Below are 24,387 nucleotides of genomic sequence, written 5' to 3' on the forward strand. Positions count from 1 at the left end.
GCGTGTTTCCTATCAATAGCAAAAGACTTAAGCATCGCAAAAAAGCCTATTCACACATATACTACAAAGATTATCGTAAGGAGGAATCACATTATGGTAACCATTAGTTTATGTATGATTGTGAAAAATGAAGAAGATGTTATTGCCAGATGTCTTGAATCAGTAAAGGATTTAGTTGATGAAATAAATATAGTAGATACTGGCTCCACCGACAATACAAAGAAAATTGTAAAACAGTTTACTAATCGTATTTTTGAATTTGAGTGGGTGCATCATTTTGCCCAAGCGCGAAATTTTTCATTCCAACAAGCTACACAGGACTATATTCTTTGGTTAGACGCTGATGATGTGTTATTAGCGGAAGATCAAGAGAAATTTAAAGCCTTAAAGGAATCTTTAACACCTGAAATTGATGCTGTCTCGATGAATTATTATTTAAGCTTTGATGCCGAAGGAAAAGTGAATTCTTTTTTAAGAAGATATCGATTAGTTAAAAGAGATAAGCAATTTAAATGGATTGGAGCAGTTCATGAATATTTAGAGGTTAGTGGACATCTTTACGAAAGTGATGTCGCTGTTAGCCACTTACCACTTCATCATGACCACCAGCGGAATATTACTATTTATAAGAAACTCCTTGAATCAGGTGAAGCATTAACTCCACGTGACACATTTTATTATGCCAATGAATTACTAGATCATAATGAAATTGAGGATGCAATCTTTTACTATGAACTTTTTTTAACATCAAAACGTGGTTGGGTAGAAGATAATATTCAATCTTGTTTTAAACTAGCAGACTGTTACACGACTTTAAATGATAAAGAAAATAATGTAAGTTCTATTTTAAGAAGCTTTGAATATGATATCCCACGTCCAGAGGCATGCTGTAGGCTTGGCCATCATTTTATGGAACAAGCGAAAAATCAGGAGGCAATCTTTTGGTATGAACAAGCATTGACAATAAAAACAAAACCAAACGCTCCATTTCTAAATACAACTTTTACCACGTGGTTACCTCATATACAACTTTGTGTCCTCTATGACCGTTTACAACAATACGAATTAGCCAATATCCATAATGAATTAGCACGAGCCTACTTACCGAACGATGAAAAAATCCTACACAACAAAAACTATTTTGAGCAGATGTTTAAAAAGATACATGATAACAATTAGATTAACTATTAATTCAGAAGTATATACCAAATTCAGGGGATTTCTAGTTTTATAAGAAAGTCTCTATTGGGCCGACTGGTCCTACGGGCGACACTGACGCTACGGGGGCGACGGGACCTACAGGGCCTGCTTTTACAGAAGGTTTCTCTGCATTTTTAAATACTCTATCTGTTAGTAACTCTGCTACCTTAACTAATTGGAGTGTAGCCTCACCTTATTTCACAACACCTGCATTTAACCCAACAACTGGTATATTCACGGTTCCAACAACTGGAAGGTATTGCTTTGAAGCAACAATTAACTACTCAACAGTAGCTGCCATCAGTCTGGGCATTGGCGCAGGTGTTAACCCCTCATTTACAATTCGTAGAAATACAACAACTAATTTAATAAGTGGTTTATTCCCAGTATTAAATTTAGCTGTTACCCTTTTAACTATTAGAGCAGTTCTCGGTAATGGTACTGTTACATTAGCTGGAGAAGTCAATTTGAATGCAGGCGATTTGATTGATCTATTTTATGATGCAAATGGATTAAGCATTGCATTGACCTTAGGGGGCGCTAACTCAGGTGGTATTGTTTGGTCATGCCACAGAATTTCTTAATTGCTAGACATAGTCTATTCTATGTTCAACAACTCCTATCACTTTTAAGAAAGATGGAAATATACTAATCCATCGTGCTCCCATCCTGATTAACATTCAGTTTCTTTTCAATAGATACTAATTTTTTGGCGCCTTAAAATTGCCATGCTAATTTTAAGGCGCCTTTCTTTATTTCAACATTTAAGTAATCCAACACTGTGAAGAACAAAAGAAATGCTTTCAATGATTGCTACTATGATTATTTAAACAAATACTTAAAAAAACATCCTATCAAAAAAAGTAGTACAAATGTAAATTTGCACTACTCTTTTACTGTTCCTGTTTAAACATATTACTTAAAACTTCATTTGCCACTTTACAGCCTTGCTCAACACATTCCGGAATTGAAATTCCCTCAAAAGAGCTACCTGCAAGTTTAACTGTTGGAAAGTGTTCATAAAGTTCTTCCTTTACACGAGCAATTTTCGCTTCATGTCCAACAGTATATTGTGGCATAGCGTTTTTCCAACGAGAGACAACGGTTGTCACGGGTTCACCGTCTAGCCCTATTGTATTCTTTAAATCTTGTAATACTGTCTTTTCAATCTCTGAATCAGATAAGGCAACTATTGTTTCATCACCGACACGACCAATATAACTACGTAATAATACATAGCCTTCAGGGGTAGCATTCGGCCATTTTCGGTTAATCCACGTACAAGATGTTATTGAAAAATCACTATTTCTAGAGACAAAAAACGAAAGTGCATCTAAGTCTCCAAGCTGCTCTTTTTTAAATGCCATTGTCACTGTAGCAATAGTTGCGGCTTTCATCGTATTTAACTCTGTCAAAAGCTGATGCTTATTAAACATCTTTTGTGCAACATTAAATGGTGTTGCGATAATAATTGCATCTGCTGTTATATGCGAAAAATTATTTAGTACGACTTGCACAGCACCATCTTTACCATGATCAATTTGTTCTACTTTCGCACCCTTCATAACTGTCCCTGGAAGTAGAGATTCTTCTAACTTTTCGATAAGTGTCTCAAGTCCATTTTCAAAGGTTTGAAAAATTCCCTTATCCTTCGTTATCTGATTGTAACTTAGAAAATTTGTCCCTGATTTCTTCATACCTAAAAGCAAACTACGATATTTTTGCTCCAATTCGTAAAGCTGTGGAAATATAGAGCGCATACTTAATTGTTCAATATCCCCCGCAAAGGTTCCTGCAAGTAAAGGTTCCACTAGGTTTTCTACAACCTCTGCGCCAAATCTTCTTCGAAAAAATTCCCCTAATGGCTGGTCGTCATCCCGTGCAGAACGCGGGAGAATAAAATCTCCCGCTGCACGAATTTTTCCACTAAGTGAAAACAAGCCAGATGTAATGAATGACGAGATATGTGGCGTTGCTCCTGACATCAGACTGCTCGGAATAGGGTACAATTTACTTCCTACAGCTACATAAGTAGGTCCCGAATCTCCGGTAATCATCTCATGTTCAATACTAAGCTCTTTTGCCAATGCTTGCACATGATTTTCACGATCGAAAAAGGATTCTGGTCCACGCTCGATAATAAAGCCGTCTTTTCTAAGCGTTTGGATTTTTCCGCCAAGACGTAATGACGACTCGACAAGTACGATATCTACCGGCAATTCTTTTGTACGCGCTTGTTTTTGCATATAGAACGCAGCTGTAAGGCCTGTAATGCCACCGCCAACAACAACTACCTTTCGTCTTTTTTGAGTCACCAACATCATCACTTTCTTTTCGCTTAGCTTAATTTTTTATGAATGGCATCTACCATCGCATCAATAAATAATGGATGTGTATTTGGCATTGCAGGACGATAATAGTTAGCACCTAACTCATCGCAAACAACTTTACATTCATAATCGTTATCGTAAAGTACCTCTAAATGTTCTGTTACAAATCCTACTGGTGTGTAAACAAATGAACGGTACCCCTTTTGCTCATAAAGATCACGTGTTAAATCTTGTACATCTGGACCAAACCATGGCTCTGGTGTTTGTCCTGCTGATTGCCAGCCCACTTCTACATTTTTCACACCCGTAGCTTCTTGAATTAAGCGAGCTGTTTCTATTAATTGGTCTTCGTAAGGATCGCCTAGTTCTTTAATTTTTACTGGAAGTGAATGCGCTGATACGATTAAGCAAGCCTTCTCGCGTTCTTCAGCAGACATAGCATCGAATGTTTCGTTCACTTTCTCCTTCCAATATTCAATAAACTTAGGCTCATCATACCAAGACTCAACAGACGTAATTGTTAGGCGTTCACCTGCTGTTTCCGCTGCGCGGCCATTGTATGATTTAATAGAGAATGTTGAAAAATGTGGTGCTAAGACGATTGATACGGCTTCTTTAATGCCCGCAGCGACCATTTCCTCCACAGCATCCTCAATAAATGGATGAATATGCTTTAAACCAATAAATAGCTTGTATTCTACCTCATCTTGCACTTCATTTAAACGTGCACATAAAGCTTCAGCCTGTGCTTCTGTTGCAGCAGCCAGTGGTGATAAACCACCAATTGCCTCATAGCGACTGCGTAAATCTTCTAAATGCTCGTCAGATGGTTTACGTCCATGACGAATATGTGTGTAGTACGGTTCAATATCTTCTTCTTTATAGGGTGTACCATATGCCATCACTAATAAACCTTTAACTTTTTTCATAGTCCTTTTCACCTCTAAATAATTGTTAAGCTATATTTTTTGTATGGTTTCTATACGTTAACAACAACTACATCAAAAGAAGTGTAATCGTTTAGTTAAATTTGCTTTTTACTTACACTACTTTACGAATGTGCTTGAATTTGTTGGGCACTATATTCATGAATAAGTGTTGTTAAACGTTTTAATACGGCTGGATCAACCTCTGGGAATACACCATGGCCTAAATTAAAGATATGACCTGGCACCTCTAAGCCTTGATCGATAATATCTTTTGTTCGTTTTTCAATTACTGACCAATCAGCCAGTAATAATGAAGGATCTAAGTTTCCTTGTACTGGTTTTGTTATACCTTTTGCGCGCGCTTCTTTAATCGGTAAGCGCCAATCTAAGCCTACTACGTCGATTGGTAAATCATGCCATTCTTTTACTAAATGGCTTGCACCTACACCGAATTGAATAAGTGGTACATTTTCTTTTTTTAACTCGCCGAAAATACGTGTCATTACAGGTTTAATAAAGACACGATAGTCTTCAACACTTAAAGCACCTACCCATGAGTCAAATATTTGGATCGCTTTAGCACCTGCTTCTACTTGTGCAGAAACGTCCGCAATAATCATATCTGCTAATTTATCCATTAGCGCAAACCATGCTTGTGGTTCTGAAACCATAAATGATTTTGTTTTATTATAGTTTTTAGAAGGTCCGCCTTCAATCATATAGCTCGCTAATGTAAATGGCGCTCCTGCAAAACATATTAATGGCACATGAAGTTGTTCTTCTGTTAGTAATTTTATTGTCTCTAATACGAAAGGTGTATGTTCCTTTGCATTGAACTCACCTAATTTTTCTACATCTGCTACTGAGCGAATTGGATTAGAAATAACTGGGCCTACACCCGCTTTAATTTTCACATCTATACCGATACCTGGTAGTGGCGTTACGATATCTTTATATAAAATTGCAGCGTCCACATTGTAGTTTTCTACCGGCAAACGTGTTACATACGCACAAAGCTCAGGTTGATGTGTAATTTCTTCTAATGAATATTTTTCTTTAATTGCACGATATTCTGGCTGAGAACGACCTGCTTGTCGCATATACCAGACTGGTGTATGTTCAGTCCTTTCTCCTTTTGCAGCACGTAAAAGTGTATCATTAAAATGTGTTGTCATTGATTATTTCCTTCCCCTCGATGAAATTCAAATCTTAAAAAATCACTTGTTTATTCCATTATTATTGATATCCGTTTTCAATAGTAAACGCTTCCTCTGCTATTGTATAGTTTTCCTCATGAAATGTCATAAAATTGTTCTTTCTACGCGCCTTCTTTTTTGACAAAGCGTTCGACTTGCACTTAAATGGAGTTAATCACGTAATTTTAGCTATTTATAAGGAGGGCAAAATAATGTATATTTATTTAACTTCTGGCACAGGAGAATTTATGGAACAGGTGAAAAATAAGTACCTTGATGAGCAAATGATTTTATTGCACGGAGAAGGAAATTCTGTGCTTATACATGAAACAGAAGGAAAATCTGTTTTTGCAACGCCACGTAAATTCGAAGTATTGGATTCTGTAAACAAATTAGAAGAACGCGGCTTCTTTGTCTTCAACAATATTCCTGTTACTGATGAAGGTCGTCCTGTTTTTGAACATCGTTTTTTAAATCGCGCACGTGCAATTGAGGACGAGCCTGGTTTTGTGGCATTCCGCCTACTACGCCCATTAAATGGTGACACGTATATTGTCATGACACAATGGAATGGACCACACTCATTCGAAGCATGGAAAAGCTCACAAGCTTATAAAACAGCTCATGCCCAACGTGAAGAGCCGACTGGCGTGCGACAACAAAATATTTTTTCTGCCGCTTCCTATGTTTCAACATATAGCGTTGCCCCTCAAGAAGAAGAGGCTTAATTTTTAAAAGGAGCACTTATTTATGAATCAACAATTACTCGAAAAAATTGATGCTCATTTTGAAGAAATGGTGGCGATTCGCCGCCATCTACATATGCATCCAGAACTAAGCTTCCAAGAACAAGAAACAGCCAATTATATTATGCAATATTATCAAAAGCTCGGTGTCCCTGTTGAACCAAATGTTAGCGGTTACGGACTAATCGCGCGCATTAAAGGGAACAAACCTGGTAAAAGAATTGCCTTACGTGCAGATTTTGATGCACTTCCTATCCAAGATGAAAAGGACGTTCCTTACAAATCGACAGTAGCTGGTGTTATGCATGCTTGTGGTCATGATGGGCATACCGCTACATTATTAATCATAGGGAAACTTTTATGGGAAATGCGCGATGACTTAGCAGGAGAATATGTGCTGATTCATCAACATGCTGAAGAAGCCGATCCAGGTGGTGCTATCGGTATGGTACAAGCAGGTGCACTGAACGGGGTTGATGCTATATTTGGAACACACCTATCATCAAATCATCCAACGGGTATGATTGGCTACAGGGTTGGTCCATTAATGGCGGCAGTTGATAGTTTTGAACTGAAAATTCAAGGTAAAGGTGGACATGGCGCACACCCTCATCAAACAAAAGACGCTATTGTGATTGGCTCACAACTTGTTATGAACTTGCAACAACTTGTGGCACGCCGTGTAGCGCCAACTGAGTCAGCAGTTCTTACAGTTGGCTCATTCGTTGCTTCGAATGCTGATAACATTATTGCAGATACAGCCTATTTAAATGGAACAATCCGTACTTTTGACAAAGAGGTACGTGAAACGATGGAGCGTGAATTTAAACGGGTTGTACATGGTACTGAAATTGCTCAAGATTGCACGATAGAACTTGATTACCGTCGAGGCTATCCAGCCATTGTCAATCATGAAAAAGAAACATGTTTTGTTCGAGATATCGCGCAAGATATTTGCGATGTTGTTGAAATACCAGCTACAATGGGCGGAGAAGATTTCGCGTACTATTTAGAGGAAAAGCCAGGGACATTTTTCTTCACAGGAGCTGCTCCTACTGAATATGCACCACATCATCATCCAAAATTTGATATTGATGAAAAAGGTATGCTTGTCGCAGCAAAAGTTATGTTAAACGCTGCGCTCGAATATCAATATGTAAAATAAACAAAAAGCTCATTTTACCTACGAAAAATAGGGAAAATGAGCTTTTTAACATTGCCACAAACAAACATCCTTTTTAAGACTTAGACATCTTGGCAGTCAATTCACTTATTACAAAGATAATGATTGGTGTCACATAAAACATCGGCTGTGTCACGCCACAAAGACCAACAATGACAGCTTGAGCAATCATAGTCAGGCGCACTAGTTGCTGAACGGCAACTTTACGTGCATTTTCTGGCAATGGATAAAGCATGTCCATACGGAATTCTCCGCTAGCTATTAAAGCTTGCTTTAACTGAATCGTCGTCGCAAAGCTAAGTGCACCCGCCACAATCCATGTTACCAATGGGATATTGACAAAGGCTGCAATTACGGCTGAGATAACCGTTAATCGAAGCCATAAATAAAAATGATCGTCTGTACGAATAAACGTACGGAACACTAAATACTTTTGAGCATTGCCCTTTTGGTAGGGAATAAAATTGTAAAACCAGTCAAGCCACGCTCTCCGTCGAATACTTCCATGCAGATGGGGTACATCTGTGAAATAATTTGCAAAACGGTAGAAACTCATCATGCGATTTTGTTCTAGTTTTACAAAATGTTCATACGGTACAGGCTCATTCGCACATTTTTTGCGAAACACCAATACATAGATACATCCGATGACCGCCACAACGAGTGCTAAAAGAAGCTGCATTTGAAGCCCCATATAAACGGTTACACCAAATACGATCGCGCGTACTAATCGATCGACCCATACATAGTGACCACGTTCACTATAACGATAACTAAATTCTCCCTGTACACTTACAAATTTCAAGGCGATGACAATAAAAAATATGGACCAAATATTAAAAGTTGTTAACTCTGTGACAGCTTTTATTAACGGAATACTAATGATATAAACAATTGCCACAATCCAAACTTGTGACCAAAATGTCCACGCTAGCGCCTTTTTAAAATACTGTGACATTTTTGATTCTAATGGCAATAAATATACTTGGTCTGGCTCGCGCAATAATGTTGTTGGGCGGCTAAATGCTAATAGTATACCGATTATTAAAGCAATGAGCCCTTCCGCCGGAAAATCTGTTTCTACGATTTTCAACCATTCACTATATTGATAGCCCCCGGCTCCAACAAGAAATACAAGTACAATCGCTATATGTCCAGTGAAAATAAACTGCATATATTTTTGTACTTCACTGATATAGTGCATGAAGCGCGAGGACCATACATCACGCATGTTCTTCATGGTCCCGCTCCTTCGTCATAGCAATATAGAGGTCATCTAACGTTGCATGAGGCATTGCAAATGCTTTACGTAAATCAGCCATCGTTCCTTGCGCTCGCACTCTTCCTTCATGCAATAAAATAATGCGGTCACAATGTTTTTCGGCCGTCGATAAAATGTGCGTAGACATTAAAATCGATGCCCCCTCTTTTTTCTTTGTATCCATTTGATCTAGCAATGATTGAATACCAAGCGGGTCGAGCCCAACAAACGGCTCGTCTATAATATAGAGGCTTGGATTAACTAAAAACGCACACATGATCATTACTTTTTGACGCATCCCTTTAGAGAAATGCGATGGAAACCAGTTTAAACGCTTTTCCATTCGAAATTCTTTTAACAATAGTTCAGAACGGGCCGCGAGTGTAGCCTCATCTAAACCATAGGCCATTGCTGTTAATGCCAGATGTTCACGCAATGTTAACTCATCATATAAAACTGGTGTTTCAGGAATATATGAAAATGCTGTTCGATACTTGTCCGTGTTTTCTTTTAACGTTACGCCATTTAGACGAATGTCGCCTTCTTTTGGAAGCATTGTACCTATGATATGTTTAATGGTCGTACTTTTACCTGCACCATTTAAACCTATTAGCCCGACAAGTTCTCCTTTACCTATTGTAAATGACAAATCTTTAATAACAGGCTTTTTCGTATAACCACCTGTCACATGTTGCACTTCTAATACCGACATACCCTCACTCCTCTTCTAGTTATTATTTTATCAAAAATTAGCAAATGATTCAGTTATGAGTATGATAGAATAAACTTACATATTAAATAAGGGGGATTTTACGAATGAGCGATTGCCTATTTTGCAAAATCATTGATGGAACAATTCCAAGCACAAAAGTATATGAAGATGAACAGGTCTATGCATTCACGGACATTGCACCTGTTGCAAAAGGTCATACTTTATTAATACCTAAACAGCACTGCCAAGACCTATTTGAAATGCCTGAAGATGTAGCGCGTAATTTATATGCGGTCGCACCTAAGCTAGCCAATGCCATTAAAGCAGCATTTAACCCAATTGGCATGAATACTATTAATAACAATGGTGCAGCAGCTGGACAAACTGTTTTCCACTACCACTTACATTTTATTCCGCGTTATGACGAAAAAGAAGGCTTAGGCTTAATTTGGCAAACACAAAAATATACCCCAGCGCAATTGACAGAAGTTGCCGACAGCATTAAAGCGAATCTTTAATGCATTCTTTGGTGCCAGGCACGCAAACAATTTGCATACATGAATGCTGGTTACAATTGGACATGAAACGCTATTGTCAAACGAACAATTTTAGCGTACAATCACTAGTAAGTTTCGCTAACGGTCAAGAGGACACGTTAGGAGATGACTAGATTAGCATAGTTGAGGAGAGATTAGAAATGAATACAAAAAATTTAGTGTTAATGGCACTCTTAGTTGGTGTCGGTGCTGCCCTTTATGTGGTCACACCAGGTATGGTTAATGGCATGAAACCTGACTTCATGTTAACAATGATGTTTATCGGTATTTTATTGTTCCCTACAATAAAAGAAACGTTTTTACTTTCCTTGTCAACAGGGGTACTATCAGGTTTGTTTACAACTTTCCCAGCAGGCTTTATCCCAAATATTATTGATAAAGCAGTTACTGGATTTGCGTTTTTAGCAATACTGATCGTGCTGAAAAAAGTCGTGAGTCATTTTGCTGTATCAGCTATTTTAGTTGGGTTAGGTACCATTTTATCAGGTACAGTCTTTTTATCCGTTGCCCTTTTTGTGTTTAACGCAAACGTCGGCGCAACATTCACAATGTTATTTGTTGGTGTTGTCATACCAGCTGTTGCATTTAACGTTGTAGCTTTTGTGATTATCTATCCAATCGTTGCAAAATTAGTGAAACGCTCTAAATTCAACACGGCCATTTCACAAGCTTTATAACAGCAGCAGCTATTGCTTGTTGCTACACTTTTTAAACGAACAATGAATACAGGTACGAACGTAAGACGTTTCAAGCCTAAATATAAGGGAAGAAGCTAAAATGTGAAGCAAAATCACTCGTTTAGCTTCTTTTTTCTTTTTGAATCTATAGATTTCATGGTTTAATAGAGGAAAAGATAACAAATATAGAAATGAGGGTACTTAATTATGAAAGCAAGACCATTTTTACTCGGATTAACAACAGGCATTATTGGTGGCGCCATTGCGGTCCTTTTTTCAACACCTCAATCAGGCCAACAATTACGCACTACTTTACTGTCCAACACAGATAGTGCAAAAGAAAAGCTTCAAGATGTAAAATATCAAGTCAACAACGTGAAACAATCTGTTAGCACATTAACAAATGAAGCGAAAAATAATATACCACAAATAATAAATGATCTAAAACAGTCGATTACTACTTTCTCACAGGAAATCGAACCGACAAAGAATAATTTACAACAAGAAATAGAAGCATTACAGAATTCAATTAACGAAATCGAGAAAAACATTGCACAATTTACCGACAAAAAGAAAAAACCACAAGAAAAAGTGCAGGCATAAAGTTTCATAAGCCGAAATAAAACCGCATTTTTTTATCAAAAATATTCATCAAAATATTATTTTTTAACCACTTTTCAATTTTTTAATTTTTCTAACTTTAAACTTTTTTTCTTTATTGCTATAATAATTTTAAAACGTTAAAGAAAGCAGCAGGTGATGGCTTTGTCAGAGGAATTATACACGCAAAAAGAAGCGATGCTTTACAGTCAAAGAATTGCACAGTTATCAAAGGCCTTATGGAAAGCAGTTGAAAAGGATTGGCAACAGTGGATTAAACCTTATGATCTAAACATTAACGAGCACCATATACTGTGGATTTCCTATCATTTAAAAGGGGCTTCCATTTCAGATGTAGCAAAATTTGGCGTAATGCACGTTTCAACCGCTTTTAACTTCTCTAAAAAACTAGAAGAACGTGGATTACTAAAGTTTTCGAAACGTGATGATGACAAACGTAATACTTATGTAGAGCTCACTGAAACAGGGACAGACCTTATTATTGAAATGAATAGCAATTATCATAACACATATCATTCTGTACTTGAGGGCTCGTTAGCGTTAAAAGACTTATATGGTCGCTTCCCGGAATTTTTAGATGTGATGGCTGTTATTCGTAATATTTATGGTGAAGACTTTATCGATATTTTTGAACGCTCATTTCAACACTTCCGTGATTCCTTTGACACGTTAGAAGAACGTTCAACTGTAAAAGGATAAATGTATGTTAAAAAGGAGGCGTTTCAGAAACATTTCTGAAATACCTCCTTTCTCTTGCATTCTGTTAGAAATCAATTTACATTAAATAGGACCCTTCCCTATTATGGAGTTGATATTGAACATGCATTGCTGGAAAATTTTAAACCTCGAACATCATTATGGCACGACACGTATCATCATGATGGCTGTAATCGTCTTTCTATCTGTCTTTTCAGTGTCCTATGTGACATTTAATTTATTCAATGATGAGTACTATACTGACCATTTATTCTGGCTATTTGTGGTTGCTGTACTTGCTCTTTACCCTATCCATAAATATATACACTTTCTCGCATTATTTGACTTACGCCAGCATCTCAAATTACGTGTCCGTACCCAATTTTACGTTATTCCTGTACTACACATGCGTATTCGAGAGCCCTTATCAAAAACTAGATATATTTTTGCATTGCTTGCACCCTTTATTGTGTTAAATACAAGTATCGTTATCGGTACATGGCTATTACCTGCCTATACACATTATGGAACATTACTTTTAGCGTATCATTGCAGTTTATGTTTAATTGATATTCTTTACGTGAAATATTTATTGAATTCACCTAAAGATGCCCAAATCGAAGAAACACCGAAGGGCTATGAAATTTTAGTACCACCTACGATTCATTGATTCGCTTGTACTTGTGTTTTATTGAAGTTTTTTGATATGCTAATAATACTGAAAGAGGGGAGGAATAGACTTGCTATTAATGATTGTAGTTCTATTCTCGGTATTCTATTTATTTCAAATTAACCGCATGACATACGCACTGTGCATGCGACGTGAAATTCCCGAAGAAAACCAACCAAAGATATTCCGAACTATCAATATACTTATTACAATTTTACTTGTATCATTTTATGTTGAAATTTTATTTGCTGTCTAATGAAGACGCATCCGCGCCCGTCCGCACGCGGGTCTTTATTTTTAAAATAGTGAAACAGCTATCGGTTTTAAGTGACGCCAAAATTCTTTTGGCCTCGACCCAAGCGTGCGGTGCGAATGCCTAGATATTGCTAAGAAAAGCTAAGGAAAAATATATCCTTAGCTTTTTGGCATTTTATTAATTAGTATAGGAACGCTGCACCAACAATAATTAATAAAATAAATAGCACAACTAATAAAGCAAAGCCTGAGCCGTAGCCACCGCCACCACCGTATCCTCCGTTGCTCATAACTTCACCCCCTTTCTTTTCTATATCCTATGCGCGTTGAAATTTGAAATTTAGGCTATACTCAAGGGGGAACCATTTTGTTTTTAAAACGTTTATGTTATAGTAAAAAATGGACGAAACGAAATAAGGAGAGAATATCCATATGAAAAAGACTGTATTATCTTTAACATTAGCAGCCTCAATTTTAGCTCTTGGTGCTTGTAGTGGAGCTGATAAAGCGTTAGTTACATCTAAAGTAGGCGATATTTCAGTATCTGATTTTAACGACAAAGCAAAGACTTTAACAGGCTCTTATGTATTACAACAGATGGTGACAGAAAAAGTATTAGCCGACAAATATGAAGTGACTGATAAAGAAATTAAAGAACAATACGACGCAACAGCATCACAGTTTGGTGATAGCTTCGCACAAGCACTTGCTGAAAACGGCTTAACAGAACAAGGCTTTAAAGATTCTTTACGTGTACAACTGCTTCAAGAAAAAGCTTTAAAAGACAAAGCGATTAAAGAAGAAGACGTAAAAAAATATTATGAACAAATGAAAACAGAATTAAATGGTCGTCATATCCTTGTAGCAGATGAAAAAACTGCGAAAGAAGCTATTGAGAAAATCAAAGGTGGCGCATCTTTTGCTGATGTTGCAAAAGAATACTCAACTGATACTGGTTCTGCAGCAAAAGGCGGCGAGTTAGGTTGGTTTACTGTTGGCTCTATGGTAGATGAGTTCAACGATGCTGCTTATGCACTTCCATTAAATACATTAAGCGAACCAGTTAAATCAAGCTACGGCTATCACGTAATTGAAATTACGGAAAAGCGCGATGTAAAAGGTGTTGGCTCATTTAAAGACGAAGAAGATAAAATTCGTACAACAATGATTAACAAATTAACACAATCTGGTGAAGCTCAAACATTGCTAAAAGACATTGTTGCAAAAATGGCAAAAGATGCAGACTTTAAAACTTCTGATAAAGAATTAAAAGATGCATTACAATCATTTACAACAACATCGGAAGAACAAGCAAAAGCGGCTGAAGAAGCTGCTAAAAAAGCTGAAGAAAAAAGCAAAGACGAGTCTACTGATAAAGAGTCTAAATAATCATGGATTTACGATAGAAAAAAGGGTTACGCTGATAAAGCGTAACCCTTTTTGTTTACTGAATACTTGGCTTGTAAAACGAACGATTATCGAGCGGGAATAGTCGCTCTGTAAATTCTCCAGGAGCCGTTTTACCCAATGCTCGCGTAAGCATATTCATTTTCGCATCAATATTATCAATATAATGTAAGATTTCTGCTTCTTGAATCATCGGTTTTTTCGGACTGCCCCATTCTTCTTTCCCGTGATGTGAAAGCACTAAATGTTGTAAAAGCATCACTTCTTCGCCTTCGATTCCAAGCTCACTTGCAATTTTAGCTATTTCATTGACCATAATGGTAATATGACCAAGTAAATTCCCTTCCACTGTGTACATTGTTGCCACAGGTCCAGATAATTCAACAACTTTTCCTATATCGTGTAAAATAATACCCGCGTATAATAAATCTCGATTTAACGTTGGATATAAATCAGCAATTGCTTTTCCTAGTCTCAGCATCGATACCATATGATCCAGCAAGCCAGAAGCATAATCATGATGGTTTTTTGTTGCTGCAGGATATACTAAAATAGCATCCTGGTGCTTTTTAATAGCTGCACGTGTAATACGGGAAATATTCGGGTTTTTAATATCAAAGAAAAATTGTGTTAATTCTTCGTAAAGCTGTTCTTTTGGAGTAGCTGCCGAAGGAACTAAATCATTAACTGCAATTCCCTCCTCTGGTTTTGCCACACGAATCGTTTTAATACGTAATTGATTTTTACCACGATAGTCGTGAATTTCTCCACCTACATGAACAATCGCCTCTGCATGATACATTTTTTCATGCTCTTCGTTTGTGTCCCATAGTTTCGCCTCAATATCTCCACTTTTATCTTGTAGTAATAGTGACATAAATGGCTTACCTACAGTAGTAACCCCTTTTGTCGACTGTTTAATTAATAAAAATTGATCAACTGATTCTCCTACTTGGAGCGTCGTAATACCTTTCATGTGGACGTCACTCCCCTTTCATTTGCTAGTGCTCCTAGATCGACAATTTGTTCTTTTTGCCAAAGTTCGAGCATCCCTTCATGGCAAGTAAAATATAAAATTTGACGTTCATATCCTACTTCTTTCATTAATTGTACCATTTTGTTTGTACGGTTTCGATCAAAATGGACAAAAGGGTCATCCATTATAAACGGAAATGGTGCTGAAGTTGCAAGGGTTTTCGCAAGTGCCATTCGCAGTGAAATATAAGCTTGCTCCTTTGTAGCTTGTGATAATTCTGCTACATGATAGCGTAAGCCAGAAACGGCTTGTGCTTCAAAATAGCCTTCTTCATGAATAAAGAGCTTATCGTAACGGCCAGCTGTTAAGGAATTGAAAATAGCATTTACCTGCGTAAGGACATGTGGCAATTTCTCCTCACGTAGGCGGAATAATGTTTCATGAATTGCGGTTGCTAACATTTTTTTACTAGCCCATTGTTCTATCAGTTGTTGCAATAGTGCTTTTTCTTGCTCAAATTGTTGCAGCAATAGTCCATATTTTTCGTCGTTGAGCAATTGTTCTTTTTCAATCTGCAATGTAGCTCGCTCTTCTAGACATTGATCAATTGTCACTTGAAGGGCATTGCGCTCTTCTTCTACAGCTTGTATTTTTTCATGAAGTTGTTCCCCATTTAGCAAATGCTCTTGCTGCTGTATCTCTAGAGAAGTTAACTGATTTTGAATCGTTTGTAATTGTCCTTGTAGCTTTTGTTGCTGCTGAAAGAGCTCAAACGTCTCATAAAAAGCATGTTCTGAATTGACGTTTGCGCTAGTAAATAACTGTTTTATTTGCGATTCATAGTTTTGCAAAAGTGATTGTGTCTCTTGCTTTTTTGAAAGTAGATGGGCAACTTGTTCTGTTGTTTGTAACATTTGTTGTTGTGCCTGCTGAATCGCTAAGTAGCTTGTGCGCAGATGCATAAAAATTTCCTGCTCACTATATTCATTTTTTAAAACTTGCTGTACCGCTTCATAAAGCTCGTTTTTTTCATTTTGTATCGCATGCAAAAGCTTGAATGTGCTCCTTTGCTTTACGTCCATTTCCTGTACAGCGCGAATGCGCATAAACAACTCCGGCAATAAAGTCCTTGGCACATTTCCTTCTAAATGAAAACGCCGCAAAAAGTTTTCCAGCATTTGATTTGCTTCAGCGCTTGTTTGTTCAGCTTGTTGAATTTTATGTTCGAGCTGTGCATACTGACGTTCTTTATCGCGTTGTTGTTCATTAGCTACTATCCACCGATCCTCAAGACGCTGTTTGTTCACAAGCAACTGTTGAACTACGTGTTCTTCTTGCTCTAATTCCTTTAGTAAGTGGCTATTACGCTCTAGCGGCTCTTCTTCCACTTGTTTAGCATGGTTTAAAAACAATAAGAATAATAAGCCTAAGATGGCTCCTATTACAATGACCGCCCAATTCTTTTCAACAACACCATAAACAACTGCCACAATACTTATAGCTAACACGAGATAAATAAAAAGTATTGGTTGCTTCGGTTTCGAGCGTTGTAACTGAACATGCCGTAATTGTTCCAAGCGCCTTTTTTTCTGGGGCCACTGTGCTAAAATATGTTCTTCTTCAGCGGTTAATGCCTCCTGTTGAAGCTGCTTTTTCTGTCGAGCAATGTTATCTAATTCCGCATGTATTTGCTCTAATGATTGTAAATAAAACTTCAGCTCTTCTTCTGTTGTATTTAAGACGGTCAATTGTCGTTGAAATTGTTCCTCTTGTTGTAATGATACAGTTCCCTCCAGAAGTATTGCTTGCGCCTCTTTTTCTTGCACACCTAATAAACGAAACTGGGCTTCGATGTCTTGCTGTAGGACAAATAGCTCGTCCTTTAAGTTCTGTTCTTTAACAACAAGCTGATTCCACGTTGCTTCTTTATGCATCAGCCTTGTTATTTCTTCAATGGTCTGTTCATCTGCGGTCAATTGTAGCTTACTTTGTAGTGCTTGATATTGGTCCTCTAGTTGCGTCAGTTGCAACGTTTCATGCGTCAGTCGATCTTTTAACTGTTCATAGCGTCTAATTCCTTCTGGAGGGAATTGAACAGGTGCATTGCTATTCAGTGACTGCTGTAGCTTATCTTGCTGTTCAATCAGTGGCAGCGCTTGTTTCATGATAGTGAGTTGTTGCCATTGATGTTGCAAAGTTTTTTGCTGGCCGTATAAATCCTTTAGCTGGTGTTCGAGGTGCTGTAATTTAAGCGATTTAGCTTCAAAGGTCTGAATGGTCGCCTGTTCTTTTTTAATGGTCTTTTCAAGCTGCTTTAAATGCTCAATCTTTTGATTTATAAGTGGCAGCTTACCAGATTTTTTAAAAAGCTCGCCAGCATCTTTGTCTACTTTCTTTTCAAGTGCAGATAGTTGATGAATACCGGTCGTTCCCGATGCGAGCAATAAATGCGTCAGTTCATCCTCCGACATTTTTTCAATGCCTTGTAGTTCATGAATGGAAAAAGAGAAAATAGCTTCGAATGATGCGCGTGAATAGCCATATAAAAGCTTCGCTAACAGTTCCTCATGCCCCTTTGTACCATCTGCTGTATAAACTGTGACATCGCCCGTTGCCTTTCCTTTTACACGTTCAATTGTACACTGACCATAGATTGGGTGTTGAATGGTCAACTGACCGCCAAATTTCGGTGATGTTTTCGGCTCATATTTCCGCTGGCTTTGCTGCTTTGTTGGAAAACCAAAAAGCATCTGCAGTATAAATTGCTGGATTGTCGTTTTCCCTGCTTCATTCATACCGTAAAAAATGGTCACACCGTCTTGGAGAGAGATGGTGATATTTTCATGTTTACCAAAGCCGTAAATGTGGATTTTCTGTATCGTTAACAAAGTTCTCACACCCTTTGAATTTCATCCGCTAATAACGCCTGCGCCTCAAGCTTCAAATGCTTAATTTCTCGTTCCGTTAAAGGTTCAACAAATCTCGCACCACTCGCATGTTGGTACAAATCCTTTAAAATATCCTTCCACTCCGTAATGTCCCATTGATCCATAACACTTATTACCGATTCTGTTATAGCTGTCGGTTCAGAAGATGCTGTACTCTTATGGATAAATAGTTTTTGCACCCACCCCATCGGTTCAATGCCATCCTCTGCTTCGCGAATGGTTTCTAGCCATTCATCTATTGTGGCATGTTCAAATAATGCTTCAGCCTCATCATCTATATGGTTTAGGTGCAAGTCAATAACAGAGGCACCATATTCCATACGATTAATGGCGATGGCCTCCTCGCATTTTTGCAGTAACTCGTTGGCATGCATTACATTTGTACAATCCACTTCTACGACGTTATAAACAACAGCAGAGGTTGGTACAAATGTTAAATTAGCAGAGGTTTGTGACAAGGTTACATCGTAAAATCCTTTTATGCCTTGTTCATTACGATGGCGGCTTTGAATATTGCCCGGATAAACTATTGGCGGTTCTTTGTGTAATAACTGTCGTTTATGAATATGCCCAAGCGCCCAATAATGATATCCTTTTGCAAGAAGTTGCTCTTTTTTAAATGGTGCATAGACCGCGTGAGTTGAATCACTAGCTTCACTGCCATGCAACATACCTATATGGATAGCATGCTGATCCTGCGCAACTGGATAATGGTGGATCATCGCTTCCTTTACATGACGCTGACCATAGCTGAAGCCATAAATATTTACCTGCTGACCACGAATTTTTAATTGCACAACACTCGTATCTGCTGGTAATTCGTAAACATTGCTCGGCAAGGCAAAGCGTGTCCAAGAACCGTTTAAATGATCGTGATTGCCATAGCTGACAATAACAGGGATGTTATGCTCAAAAAGTGTTTCCATTGCTGATTGAAAACGTCTTTGTGCCTGTAAACTGCGATTTTCTCCATCATAAATATCACCAACAATAAGCAAGAAATCCGGTCTTTCTTCGATTGCCCTATGAATAATTTTATTAAATGCTTCAAAGGTACTTGCTCTAATTTTCTTAAGATTATTGTCAGGTAATCCAAATAAGCCTTTAAAAGGACTATCTAAATGTAAATCTGCCATATGGAAAAAACGAATTGCGGACATCTAATCACCTCTATAAATAAATGGAATCTCATAATTAAGTCTAGATTTTGATTTTGCTTGTAGATTTGTGCTATCTACAGAAAGGATGAATCAAAAGCGAATATTTGTTCTATTTTATCATACTTCCTACAATATGAGAAACGAATTCATGTAACAGCCCTTCTTGAGGTTGTACTAAATTTTCCACAATTTTCGTAAATTATCGAAATATTCGCTAGATATACCGTGAAGTTTATATTTCTTCTATGTATAATAGAGATATAATTTAGTAAAGGGTGGGGTTTGTGTATGAATAATTATCGTTTTACAGCTTTTGAGAAAACTGGGGAAACTTTGTATGATGAAACTTGGACATTTGAAAACGATGAAGCAGCAAAAGTAAACGGTCAACAGCAAATCGAAGAAAAGGGAGTTGCGGAAAAAACACACCGCCTTGTGAACTCTTCAGGAAAATTAATATTATTCCATGTTTAATTGATGACGCATGTCACATTGTAATCAGCTATATTTGTGAAAATAGGTAAGCCCCGCCACTTCGCTTTTTGTGGTCGAGCAACGAGCATTCTCTCCTTGCATCATGCATGCAATGGAATCTCGTTGTCTCGCTACAGAAATGTTCGTGGCGGGGCTTACGTTGTATCATTTATTCTTTTCGAAAATGTTAAGCTGTGACCTATATCTTTGATTACATAAATGCCTTATTGTCCTACAAAGACAGGTGTTCTTTTTTCAACAAATGCATGAATGCCTTCTAAATGATCTGCCGTTTTTCGCATAGCAGATTGCCCTTGAGCTTCCATCGCTAAAACGCTCTCTAATTGAGGCATATTCTGACTATGCAAAATTCTTTTTGTCATAATCATTGACGCAATTGGTGAAGCAAGCATCTTTCCTACTAACTGATCAGCCACTGCAAAAACCGACCCTTCAGGTGCAACATAATCAATTAAGCCTACACTATGTGCTTCCTCGGCTGTTAGCACTTTTCCTTCCCAAATCATTTGTTTTGCCTTTACAGTGCCAATTCTTTCCTTCATAAAGAAATGACCTCCACCATCTGGTATTAAGCCAATCCCGATAAAGTTCATCGCCAGCTTGCTATTTTCACAAGCAACGATAATATCTGCACCAAGTGTTAAACTAAATCCTAACCCCGCTGAAGCACCATGAACTGCAGCTATCACAATCATTGGTAGTTGGTAATAAGCCTTAACAATTCGGGTTAAATAGCCCATTGCCTCATCAATATTTAACGGCTTATGAGGATCAAGCATTGCCTTAATATCCCCGCCCGCAGAAAAAACTTTACCTTCCCCGCGAATAACCAAAACCTGTATTTCCTGTTCTTGCTGTAATGCTTCAAAACACTCTGCTAATTCACGCATCATCACATCATCCATTGCATTCATCGCTTGTGGTCGATTGAGCGTTAATGTTGCACGACGCTCTAATTTTTCTAATGTAATTGTTGAAAATTCCATGTCCACACCCCCAAATATGAATAGTCATTCACTATGTACTATTCGGCTTTTTTTGGAAAACTCCTTCTGTTCTACGCAAAATAGCGGTTGTTATGCTATATTTAATGTCGAATAATGAAATTAAAGGTGGGTATTTTTGTGACACAAAAGGACTTTCGTGTATTACTTTATTATAAATATGTTGCTATCGAGGATCCTGAAGCATTTGCAGCAGAGCATTTAGCATTCTGTAAAGAACTTGGATTACTCGGTCGTATTTTAGTAGGATTAGAGGGCATTAACGGGACAGTTTCTGGTACGGTTGAACAAACGGAACAGTATATGAATCATATGGAGGCGGACCCTCGTTTTAAAGATATTATGTGGAAAATCGATGAAGCAGAAGGACATACCTTTAAAAAAATGCATGTACGTCCTCGCAAAGAGATTGTCCACCTAGGGCTAGAACAGGATATTAACCCATTAGAAATAACGGGCGATTATTTAACACCTAAGGAATTTATGACGCGTATGCAGAAAGATAATACCGTTATTATCGATGCACGAAATGATTATGAATTTGATTTAGGACATTTCCGCAATGCTGTGCGTCCAGATATCGAAAACTTCCGCGATCTTCCTGCTTGGATGGAGGAACATAAAGAGGATTTTGTTGGTAAAGACATTTTAACTTATTGCACAGGTGGCATTCGCTGCGAAAAGTTCTCTGGTTGGTTAAAGCGAGAGGGCTACGGTGAAAGTGTCGGTCAATTACATGGCGGTATTGCCACGTATGCTAAAGACCCTGACGTTCAGGGACAATTATGGGATGGACAGATGTTTGTTTTTGACCGCCGTCGCAGTGTGCCGATTAATCAGGTAGAGCATGTGATTGTTGGCAAAGACTATTTCACAGGAGAGCCAACAGAGCGTTATACAAATTGCGCTAATCCGGAATGTCATAAATTAATGCTATGCGAGGAAAAGCATGAGGCATTTTATATGCGCAGCTGTTCAGATGATTGTCGTCGCGCCAAACGGAATTTCTTTGTTGAAGAAAATGGCTGGACAGAAGAGCAAGTGGAAGAACAAATCGCAAAAATTGCACAAGTTCAACGTTAAATTGTTTGAGTGACTGGCACTGCGGGCAAGCGACTTACATTTCGTGCTTCCCGCAGAAGCCCTAATTGTGTGAGTGACTGGCACCGGCTAAATAACGTCCTACTTGCCGTCCAGTGAATAAACATCCGCCAACAAATGTGCCTTCCAACGCGCGGTATCCGTGTACCCCACCGCCACCGAAACCACTCACTTCTCCAGCTGCAAATAACCCTGGCACTGGCAGTCCGTCCATACCAATTACAGCTCCATCTAAATTGGTTTGTAATCCCCCTAATGTTTTACGGGTTAAAATATTTAAGCGCACTGCAATTAGTGGCCAATTTTTTGTATCTAACATTTTATGAGGCTTTGCAACGCGCACGATCTTATCACCAATATAATTTCTCGCTCCGTAAATAGCATTCACTTGTACATCCTTCGTAAATTTATTATCCATTTCGCGATCTCGTGCTAGAATTTGTTCCTTAATTTTTATAAAATCAAGCAAGTCATTACCTGCAAGTTTATTCATACCATCGACGAGTTGCTTTAAATCGTTCGCTATAACAAAGTCCTCACCATGATTTTTGAATGCTTGAATCGGCGCAGGTGGACCAGGCAATATACGTTTCAGCAACTGCGGGATGCTTCTATTTGTTAAATCTGGATTTTGCTCTGAACCCGATAAAGCAAACTCCTTTTCAATAATTTTCTCCGTTAAAATAAACCATGAATAATCATAACCTGTTTTTTGAATAGCCTCTAATGTGCTTAATGTATCAAACCCTGGAAAGTTGGGTGTCCCAAAGCGATTTCCCTCGGCATCAAACCACAAAGAAGATGGGCCTGGTAAAATACGAATACCGTGATTGGGCCAAATTGGATCCCAATTTTTCAATCCCTCTGTATAATGCCACATACGATCACGATTAACGATACGACCACCTACATGTTCAGTAATTTCTAGCATTCGGCCGTCTACATATGCTGGCACACCACATACCATATTTTTTGGTGGTGCCCCAAGTCGAGCTGGCCAATTTTTGCGCACTAAGTCAACATTGGCACCAATACCACCACTTGCTACAATAACCGCATCTGCTTCATAGGAAAATGCACCAATACCAAGACGCGAACTTTGCTCTCCACGTTGGGCAAAGCTTTCTGCTAAAATTGTGCCACTTATCCCTGCAATTTTGTCGCCTTTTTGTATAAATTCATCGACACGGTGCCTCGGCTTAAAGTCTACAAAGCCTACCTTAATCGCTTTTTTCACTTTATCGGCAAATGGCTTTACAATCCCTGGACCTGTGCCCCACACAATATGAAAACGCGGAACTGAATTACCGTGACCACCTGCTAATGAGCCCCCACGTTCAGCCCAACCAACAACAGGGAAAAACTTTATTCCGAACGATTTAAGCCAAGCGTATTTTTCTCCGGCAGCAAAATCTACATACGCCCGTGCCCATTTGTAAGCCCATGCATCCTCATCTTCCAATCGGTCGAAACCAGCAGTCCCTAGCCAATCCTGCCATGCAAGTTCTTTACTATCCTTAATGCCAAGCCTCTTTTGCTCTGGTGAATTTACTAAAAAGATGCCACCAAAAGACCAAAATGCCTGACCCCCCATCGAATTTTCCGGCTCCTGATCTACTAACAGTACACGCTTCTTCGCATCTATTAATTCACAGGCGGCAACAAGTCCAGCCAGTCCAGCACCAACAATCGCTACATCGTATTTCATGCCCACACCCCCTAAAATCTAAATCCACCTTTCTTTACATACATTCTTCTCTTGTGGTTGCTTTACCTCCTAACTTTTTATTAGTTTGTAAAAAATGTTTCAGCACAAAATTGTTCGCCTTCCGCATCAAAATAAAGAAAGTTTATTGGAAAAAATCTATTATATTCCAATAATTATTTATTGTTTTTTTATCATTTCATTCTCTAGAAATCCCCATGTCACCTGTCTTGACAGATTCGTTAGCGCTTACATTGTCCTCCGCAAAAAGACGAACGTTATTAAATTAAAAAGTTAATATAGTTCGCATTTAGGTATTTTTCAGACTTTTGAAGTGAAGAATTTTAATCTTTTTTCGATTTATTGTTGACAAAGGTGAACAATAAGGATTATGATGTTATCAAATTTAATCACACAAAAATATAACGACGGAGACACGCTAGTCGAAAGAAAATCCAAAGAGAGCTGATGGTTGGTGTAAATCAGTGATTTCTACGATATAGTTCCACTCCCGAATAGATAAGCCGAAACTGTCAAAGTAAGCCTATCCGTCACATG

23 protein-coding genes are annotated in these 24,387 nt (G+C 38.2%); 12 read left to right on the forward strand and 11 right to left on the reverse strand.

The genetic code is table 11. The features are described 5' to 3' along the window. The first annotated feature begins 93 nt into the window (after nucleotides 1–93). Nucleotides 94–1,179, forward strand: coding sequence for a glycosyltransferase family 2 protein (locus tag MKY08_RS18455; RefSeq protein ID WP_069514619.1), 1,086 nt, complete (start codon nucleotides 94–96; stop codon nucleotides 1,177–1,179). A gap of 914 nt (nucleotides 1,180–2,093) precedes the next feature. On the opposite strand, the gene hemY is transcribed toward MKY08_RS18455, so the two are convergent. The 3 genes from hemY to hemE all read right to left on the reverse strand — a co-directional run bounded on the left by hemY (nucleotide 2,094) and on the right by hemE (nucleotide 5,634). Then, nucleotides 2,094–3,524: a protoporphyrinogen oxidase gene (hemY, locus tag MKY08_RS18460; protein WP_069514622.1), complete on the reverse strand. Its 1,431-nt coding sequence runs from the start codon at nucleotides 3,522–3,524 to the stop codon at nucleotides 2,094–2,096. A 14-nt stretch (nucleotides 3,525–3,538) separates the two neighbouring features. Continuing rightward, a complete protein-coding gene (gene hemH / locus MKY08_RS18465) occupies nucleotides 3,539–4,459 on the reverse strand; it encodes a ferrochelatase (RefSeq protein WP_069514625.1) in 921 nt (306 codons plus the stop codon). Nucleotides 4,460–4,581: 122 nt separating this feature from the next. Continuing rightward, nucleotides 4,582–5,634 carry a uroporphyrinogen decarboxylase gene (gene hemE / locus MKY08_RS18470; RefSeq protein WP_069514628.1) on the reverse strand — a complete coding sequence of 351 codons (1,053 nt, stop codon included), beginning with the start codon at nucleotides 5,632–5,634 and terminating at the stop codon, nucleotides 4,582–4,584. A 233-nt stretch (nucleotides 5,635–5,867) separates the two neighbouring features. Here hemE and MKY08_RS18475 point away from each other — a divergent pair, with 233 nt between their 5' ends. Together MKY08_RS18475 and MKY08_RS18480 are read left to right on the forward strand one after the other, a co-directional pair. Beyond that, nucleotides 5,868–6,383 (forward strand): antibiotic biosynthesis monooxygenase, encoded by a 516-nt coding sequence (locus MKY08_RS18475; RefSeq protein ID WP_069514631.1) that lies wholly within the window; start codon nucleotides 5,868–5,870, stop codon nucleotides 6,381–6,383. A gap of 22 nt (nucleotides 6,384–6,405) precedes the next feature. After that, a complete protein-coding gene (locus tag MKY08_RS18480) occupies nucleotides 6,406–7,566 on the forward strand; it encodes an amidohydrolase (protein WP_069514634.1) in 1,161 nt (386 codons plus the stop codon). Nucleotides 7,567–7,639: 73 nt separating this feature from the next. On the opposite strand, the gene MKY08_RS18485 is transcribed toward MKY08_RS18480, so the two are convergent. Then, nucleotides 7,640–8,824, reverse strand: coding sequence for an ABC transporter permease (locus tag MKY08_RS18485; RefSeq protein ID WP_069514637.1), 1,185 nt, complete (start codon nucleotides 8,822–8,824; stop codon nucleotides 7,640–7,642). Beyond that, a complete protein-coding gene (locus tag MKY08_RS18490; RefSeq protein WP_069514640.1) occupies nucleotides 8,808–9,557 on the reverse strand; it encodes an ABC transporter ATP-binding protein in 750 nt (249 codons plus the stop codon). Before MKY08_RS18490 ends, MKY08_RS18485 begins: the two co-directional genes overlap by 17 nt. Nucleotides 9,558–9,661: 104 nt before the next feature. On the opposite strand from MKY08_RS18490, the gene MKY08_RS18495 reads away from it, so the two are divergent. The 6 genes from MKY08_RS18495 (at nucleotide 9,662) to MKY08_RS18520 (ending at nucleotide 13,034) form a co-directional block, all read left to right on the forward strand. Beyond that, on the forward strand, nucleotides 9,662–10,075 hold the full coding sequence (locus MKY08_RS18495) for an HIT family protein (RefSeq protein WP_069514643.1): 414 nt from the start codon (nucleotides 9,662–9,664) through the stop codon (nucleotides 10,073–10,075). A 179-nt stretch (nucleotides 10,076–10,254) separates the two neighbouring features. Then, nucleotides 10,255–10,791 carry a tryptophan transporter gene (locus tag MKY08_RS18500; RefSeq protein WP_069514646.1) on the forward strand — a complete coding sequence of 179 codons (537 nt, stop codon included), beginning with the start codon at nucleotides 10,255–10,257 and terminating at the stop codon, nucleotides 10,789–10,791. Between the two features lie 207 nt (nucleotides 10,792–10,998). After that, complete coding sequence (locus tag MKY08_RS18505; protein WP_024362292.1) at nucleotides 10,999–11,394, forward strand: YtxH domain-containing protein; 396 nt, start codon at nucleotides 10,999–11,001, stop codon at nucleotides 11,392–11,394. Between the two features lie 156 nt (nucleotides 11,395–11,550). Then, nucleotides 11,551–12,111: an HTH-type transcriptional regulator Hpr gene (locus MKY08_RS18510; RefSeq protein ID WP_029747195.1), complete on the forward strand. Its 561-nt coding sequence runs from the start codon at nucleotides 11,551–11,553 to the stop codon at nucleotides 12,109–12,111. Between the two features lie 121 nt (nucleotides 12,112–12,232). Beyond that, nucleotides 12,233–12,778 carry a DUF3267 domain-containing protein gene (locus MKY08_RS18515; protein ID WP_069514649.1) on the forward strand — a complete coding sequence of 182 codons (546 nt, stop codon included), beginning with the start codon at nucleotides 12,233–12,235 and terminating at the stop codon, nucleotides 12,776–12,778. 70 nt (nucleotides 12,779–12,848) lie between these two features. Further along, on the forward strand, nucleotides 12,849–13,034 hold the full coding sequence (locus MKY08_RS18520) for a hypothetical protein (protein WP_010857338.1): 186 nt from the start codon (nucleotides 12,849–12,851) through the stop codon (nucleotides 13,032–13,034). A gap of 181 nt (nucleotides 13,035–13,215) precedes the next feature. Here MKY08_RS18520 and MKY08_RS18525 read toward each other — a convergent pair whose 3' ends face one another. Beyond that, the gene (locus tag MKY08_RS18525; RefSeq protein ID WP_080647610.1) at nucleotides 13,216–13,323 is read right to left on the reverse strand and encodes a YjcZ family sporulation protein; all 108 of its coding nucleotides are present in this window, start codon (nucleotides 13,321–13,323) and stop codon (nucleotides 13,216–13,218) included. Between the two features lie 142 nt (nucleotides 13,324–13,465). Here MKY08_RS18525 and MKY08_RS18530 point away from each other — a divergent pair, with 142 nt between their 5' ends. Then, complete coding sequence (locus MKY08_RS18530; RefSeq protein WP_069514651.1) at nucleotides 13,466–14,422, forward strand: peptidylprolyl isomerase; 957 nt, start codon at nucleotides 13,466–13,468, stop codon at nucleotides 14,420–14,422. Nucleotides 14,423–14,477: 55 nt separating this feature from the next. Here MKY08_RS18530 and yhaM read toward each other — a convergent pair whose 3' ends face one another. Genes yhaM through MKY08_RS18545 form a run of 3 tightly spaced genes read right to left on the reverse strand, consistent with a single transcriptional unit; the run spans nucleotide 14,478 to nucleotide 19,524 of the window. Further along, entirely contained in the window at nucleotides 14,478–15,416 is a 939-nt protein-coding gene (gene yhaM, locus MKY08_RS18535) for a 3'-5' exoribonuclease YhaM (RefSeq protein ID WP_069514654.1), read from the reverse strand. Further along, complete coding sequence (locus MKY08_RS18540) at nucleotides 15,413–18,304, reverse strand: AAA family ATPase (protein WP_069514656.1); 2,892 nt, start codon at nucleotides 18,302–18,304, stop codon at nucleotides 15,413–15,415. Before MKY08_RS18540 ends, yhaM begins: the two co-directional genes overlap by 4 nt. Nucleotides 18,305–18,309: 5 nt before the next feature. Next, nucleotides 18,310–19,524 (reverse strand): DNA repair exonuclease, encoded by a 1,215-nt coding sequence (locus MKY08_RS18545; RefSeq protein WP_069514659.1) that lies wholly within the window; start codon nucleotides 19,522–19,524, stop codon nucleotides 18,310–18,312. A 288-nt stretch (nucleotides 19,525–19,812) separates the two neighbouring features. On the opposite strand from MKY08_RS18545, the gene MKY08_RS18550 reads away from it, so the two are divergent. Then, complete coding sequence (locus MKY08_RS18550) at nucleotides 19,813–19,998, forward strand: YhzD family protein (RefSeq protein ID WP_024362299.1); 186 nt, start codon at nucleotides 19,813–19,815, stop codon at nucleotides 19,996–19,998. A gap of 224 nt (nucleotides 19,999–20,222) precedes the next feature. Here the strand turns inward: MKY08_RS18550 and MKY08_RS18555 are convergent, their stop codons facing one another. Continuing rightward, nucleotides 20,223–21,005: an enoyl-CoA hydratase gene (locus MKY08_RS18555; protein ID WP_069514662.1), complete on the reverse strand. Its 783-nt coding sequence runs from the start codon at nucleotides 21,003–21,005 to the stop codon at nucleotides 20,223–20,225. A 138-nt stretch (nucleotides 21,006–21,143) separates the two neighbouring features. On the opposite strand from MKY08_RS18555, the gene MKY08_RS18560 reads away from it, so the two are divergent. Continuing rightward, entirely contained in the window at nucleotides 21,144–22,106 is a 963-nt protein-coding gene (locus tag MKY08_RS18560) for a rhodanese-related sulfurtransferase (protein ID WP_069514664.1), read from the forward strand. 61 nt (nucleotides 22,107–22,167) lie between these two features. Here MKY08_RS18560 and MKY08_RS18565 read toward each other — a convergent pair whose 3' ends face one another. Then, nucleotides 22,168–23,832 (reverse strand): FAD-binding dehydrogenase, encoded by a 1,665-nt coding sequence (locus MKY08_RS18565; RefSeq protein WP_069514666.1) that lies wholly within the window; start codon nucleotides 23,830–23,832, stop codon nucleotides 22,168–22,170. Nucleotides 23,833–24,387 lie beyond the last annotated feature (555 nt).

Source organism: Lysinibacillus sp. FSL M8-0337 (genome assembly GCF_038593855.1).
In the GTDB taxonomy this organism is placed as follows: domain Bacteria; phylum Bacillota; class Bacilli; order Bacillales_A; family Planococcaceae; genus Lysinibacillus; species Lysinibacillus sphaericus_D.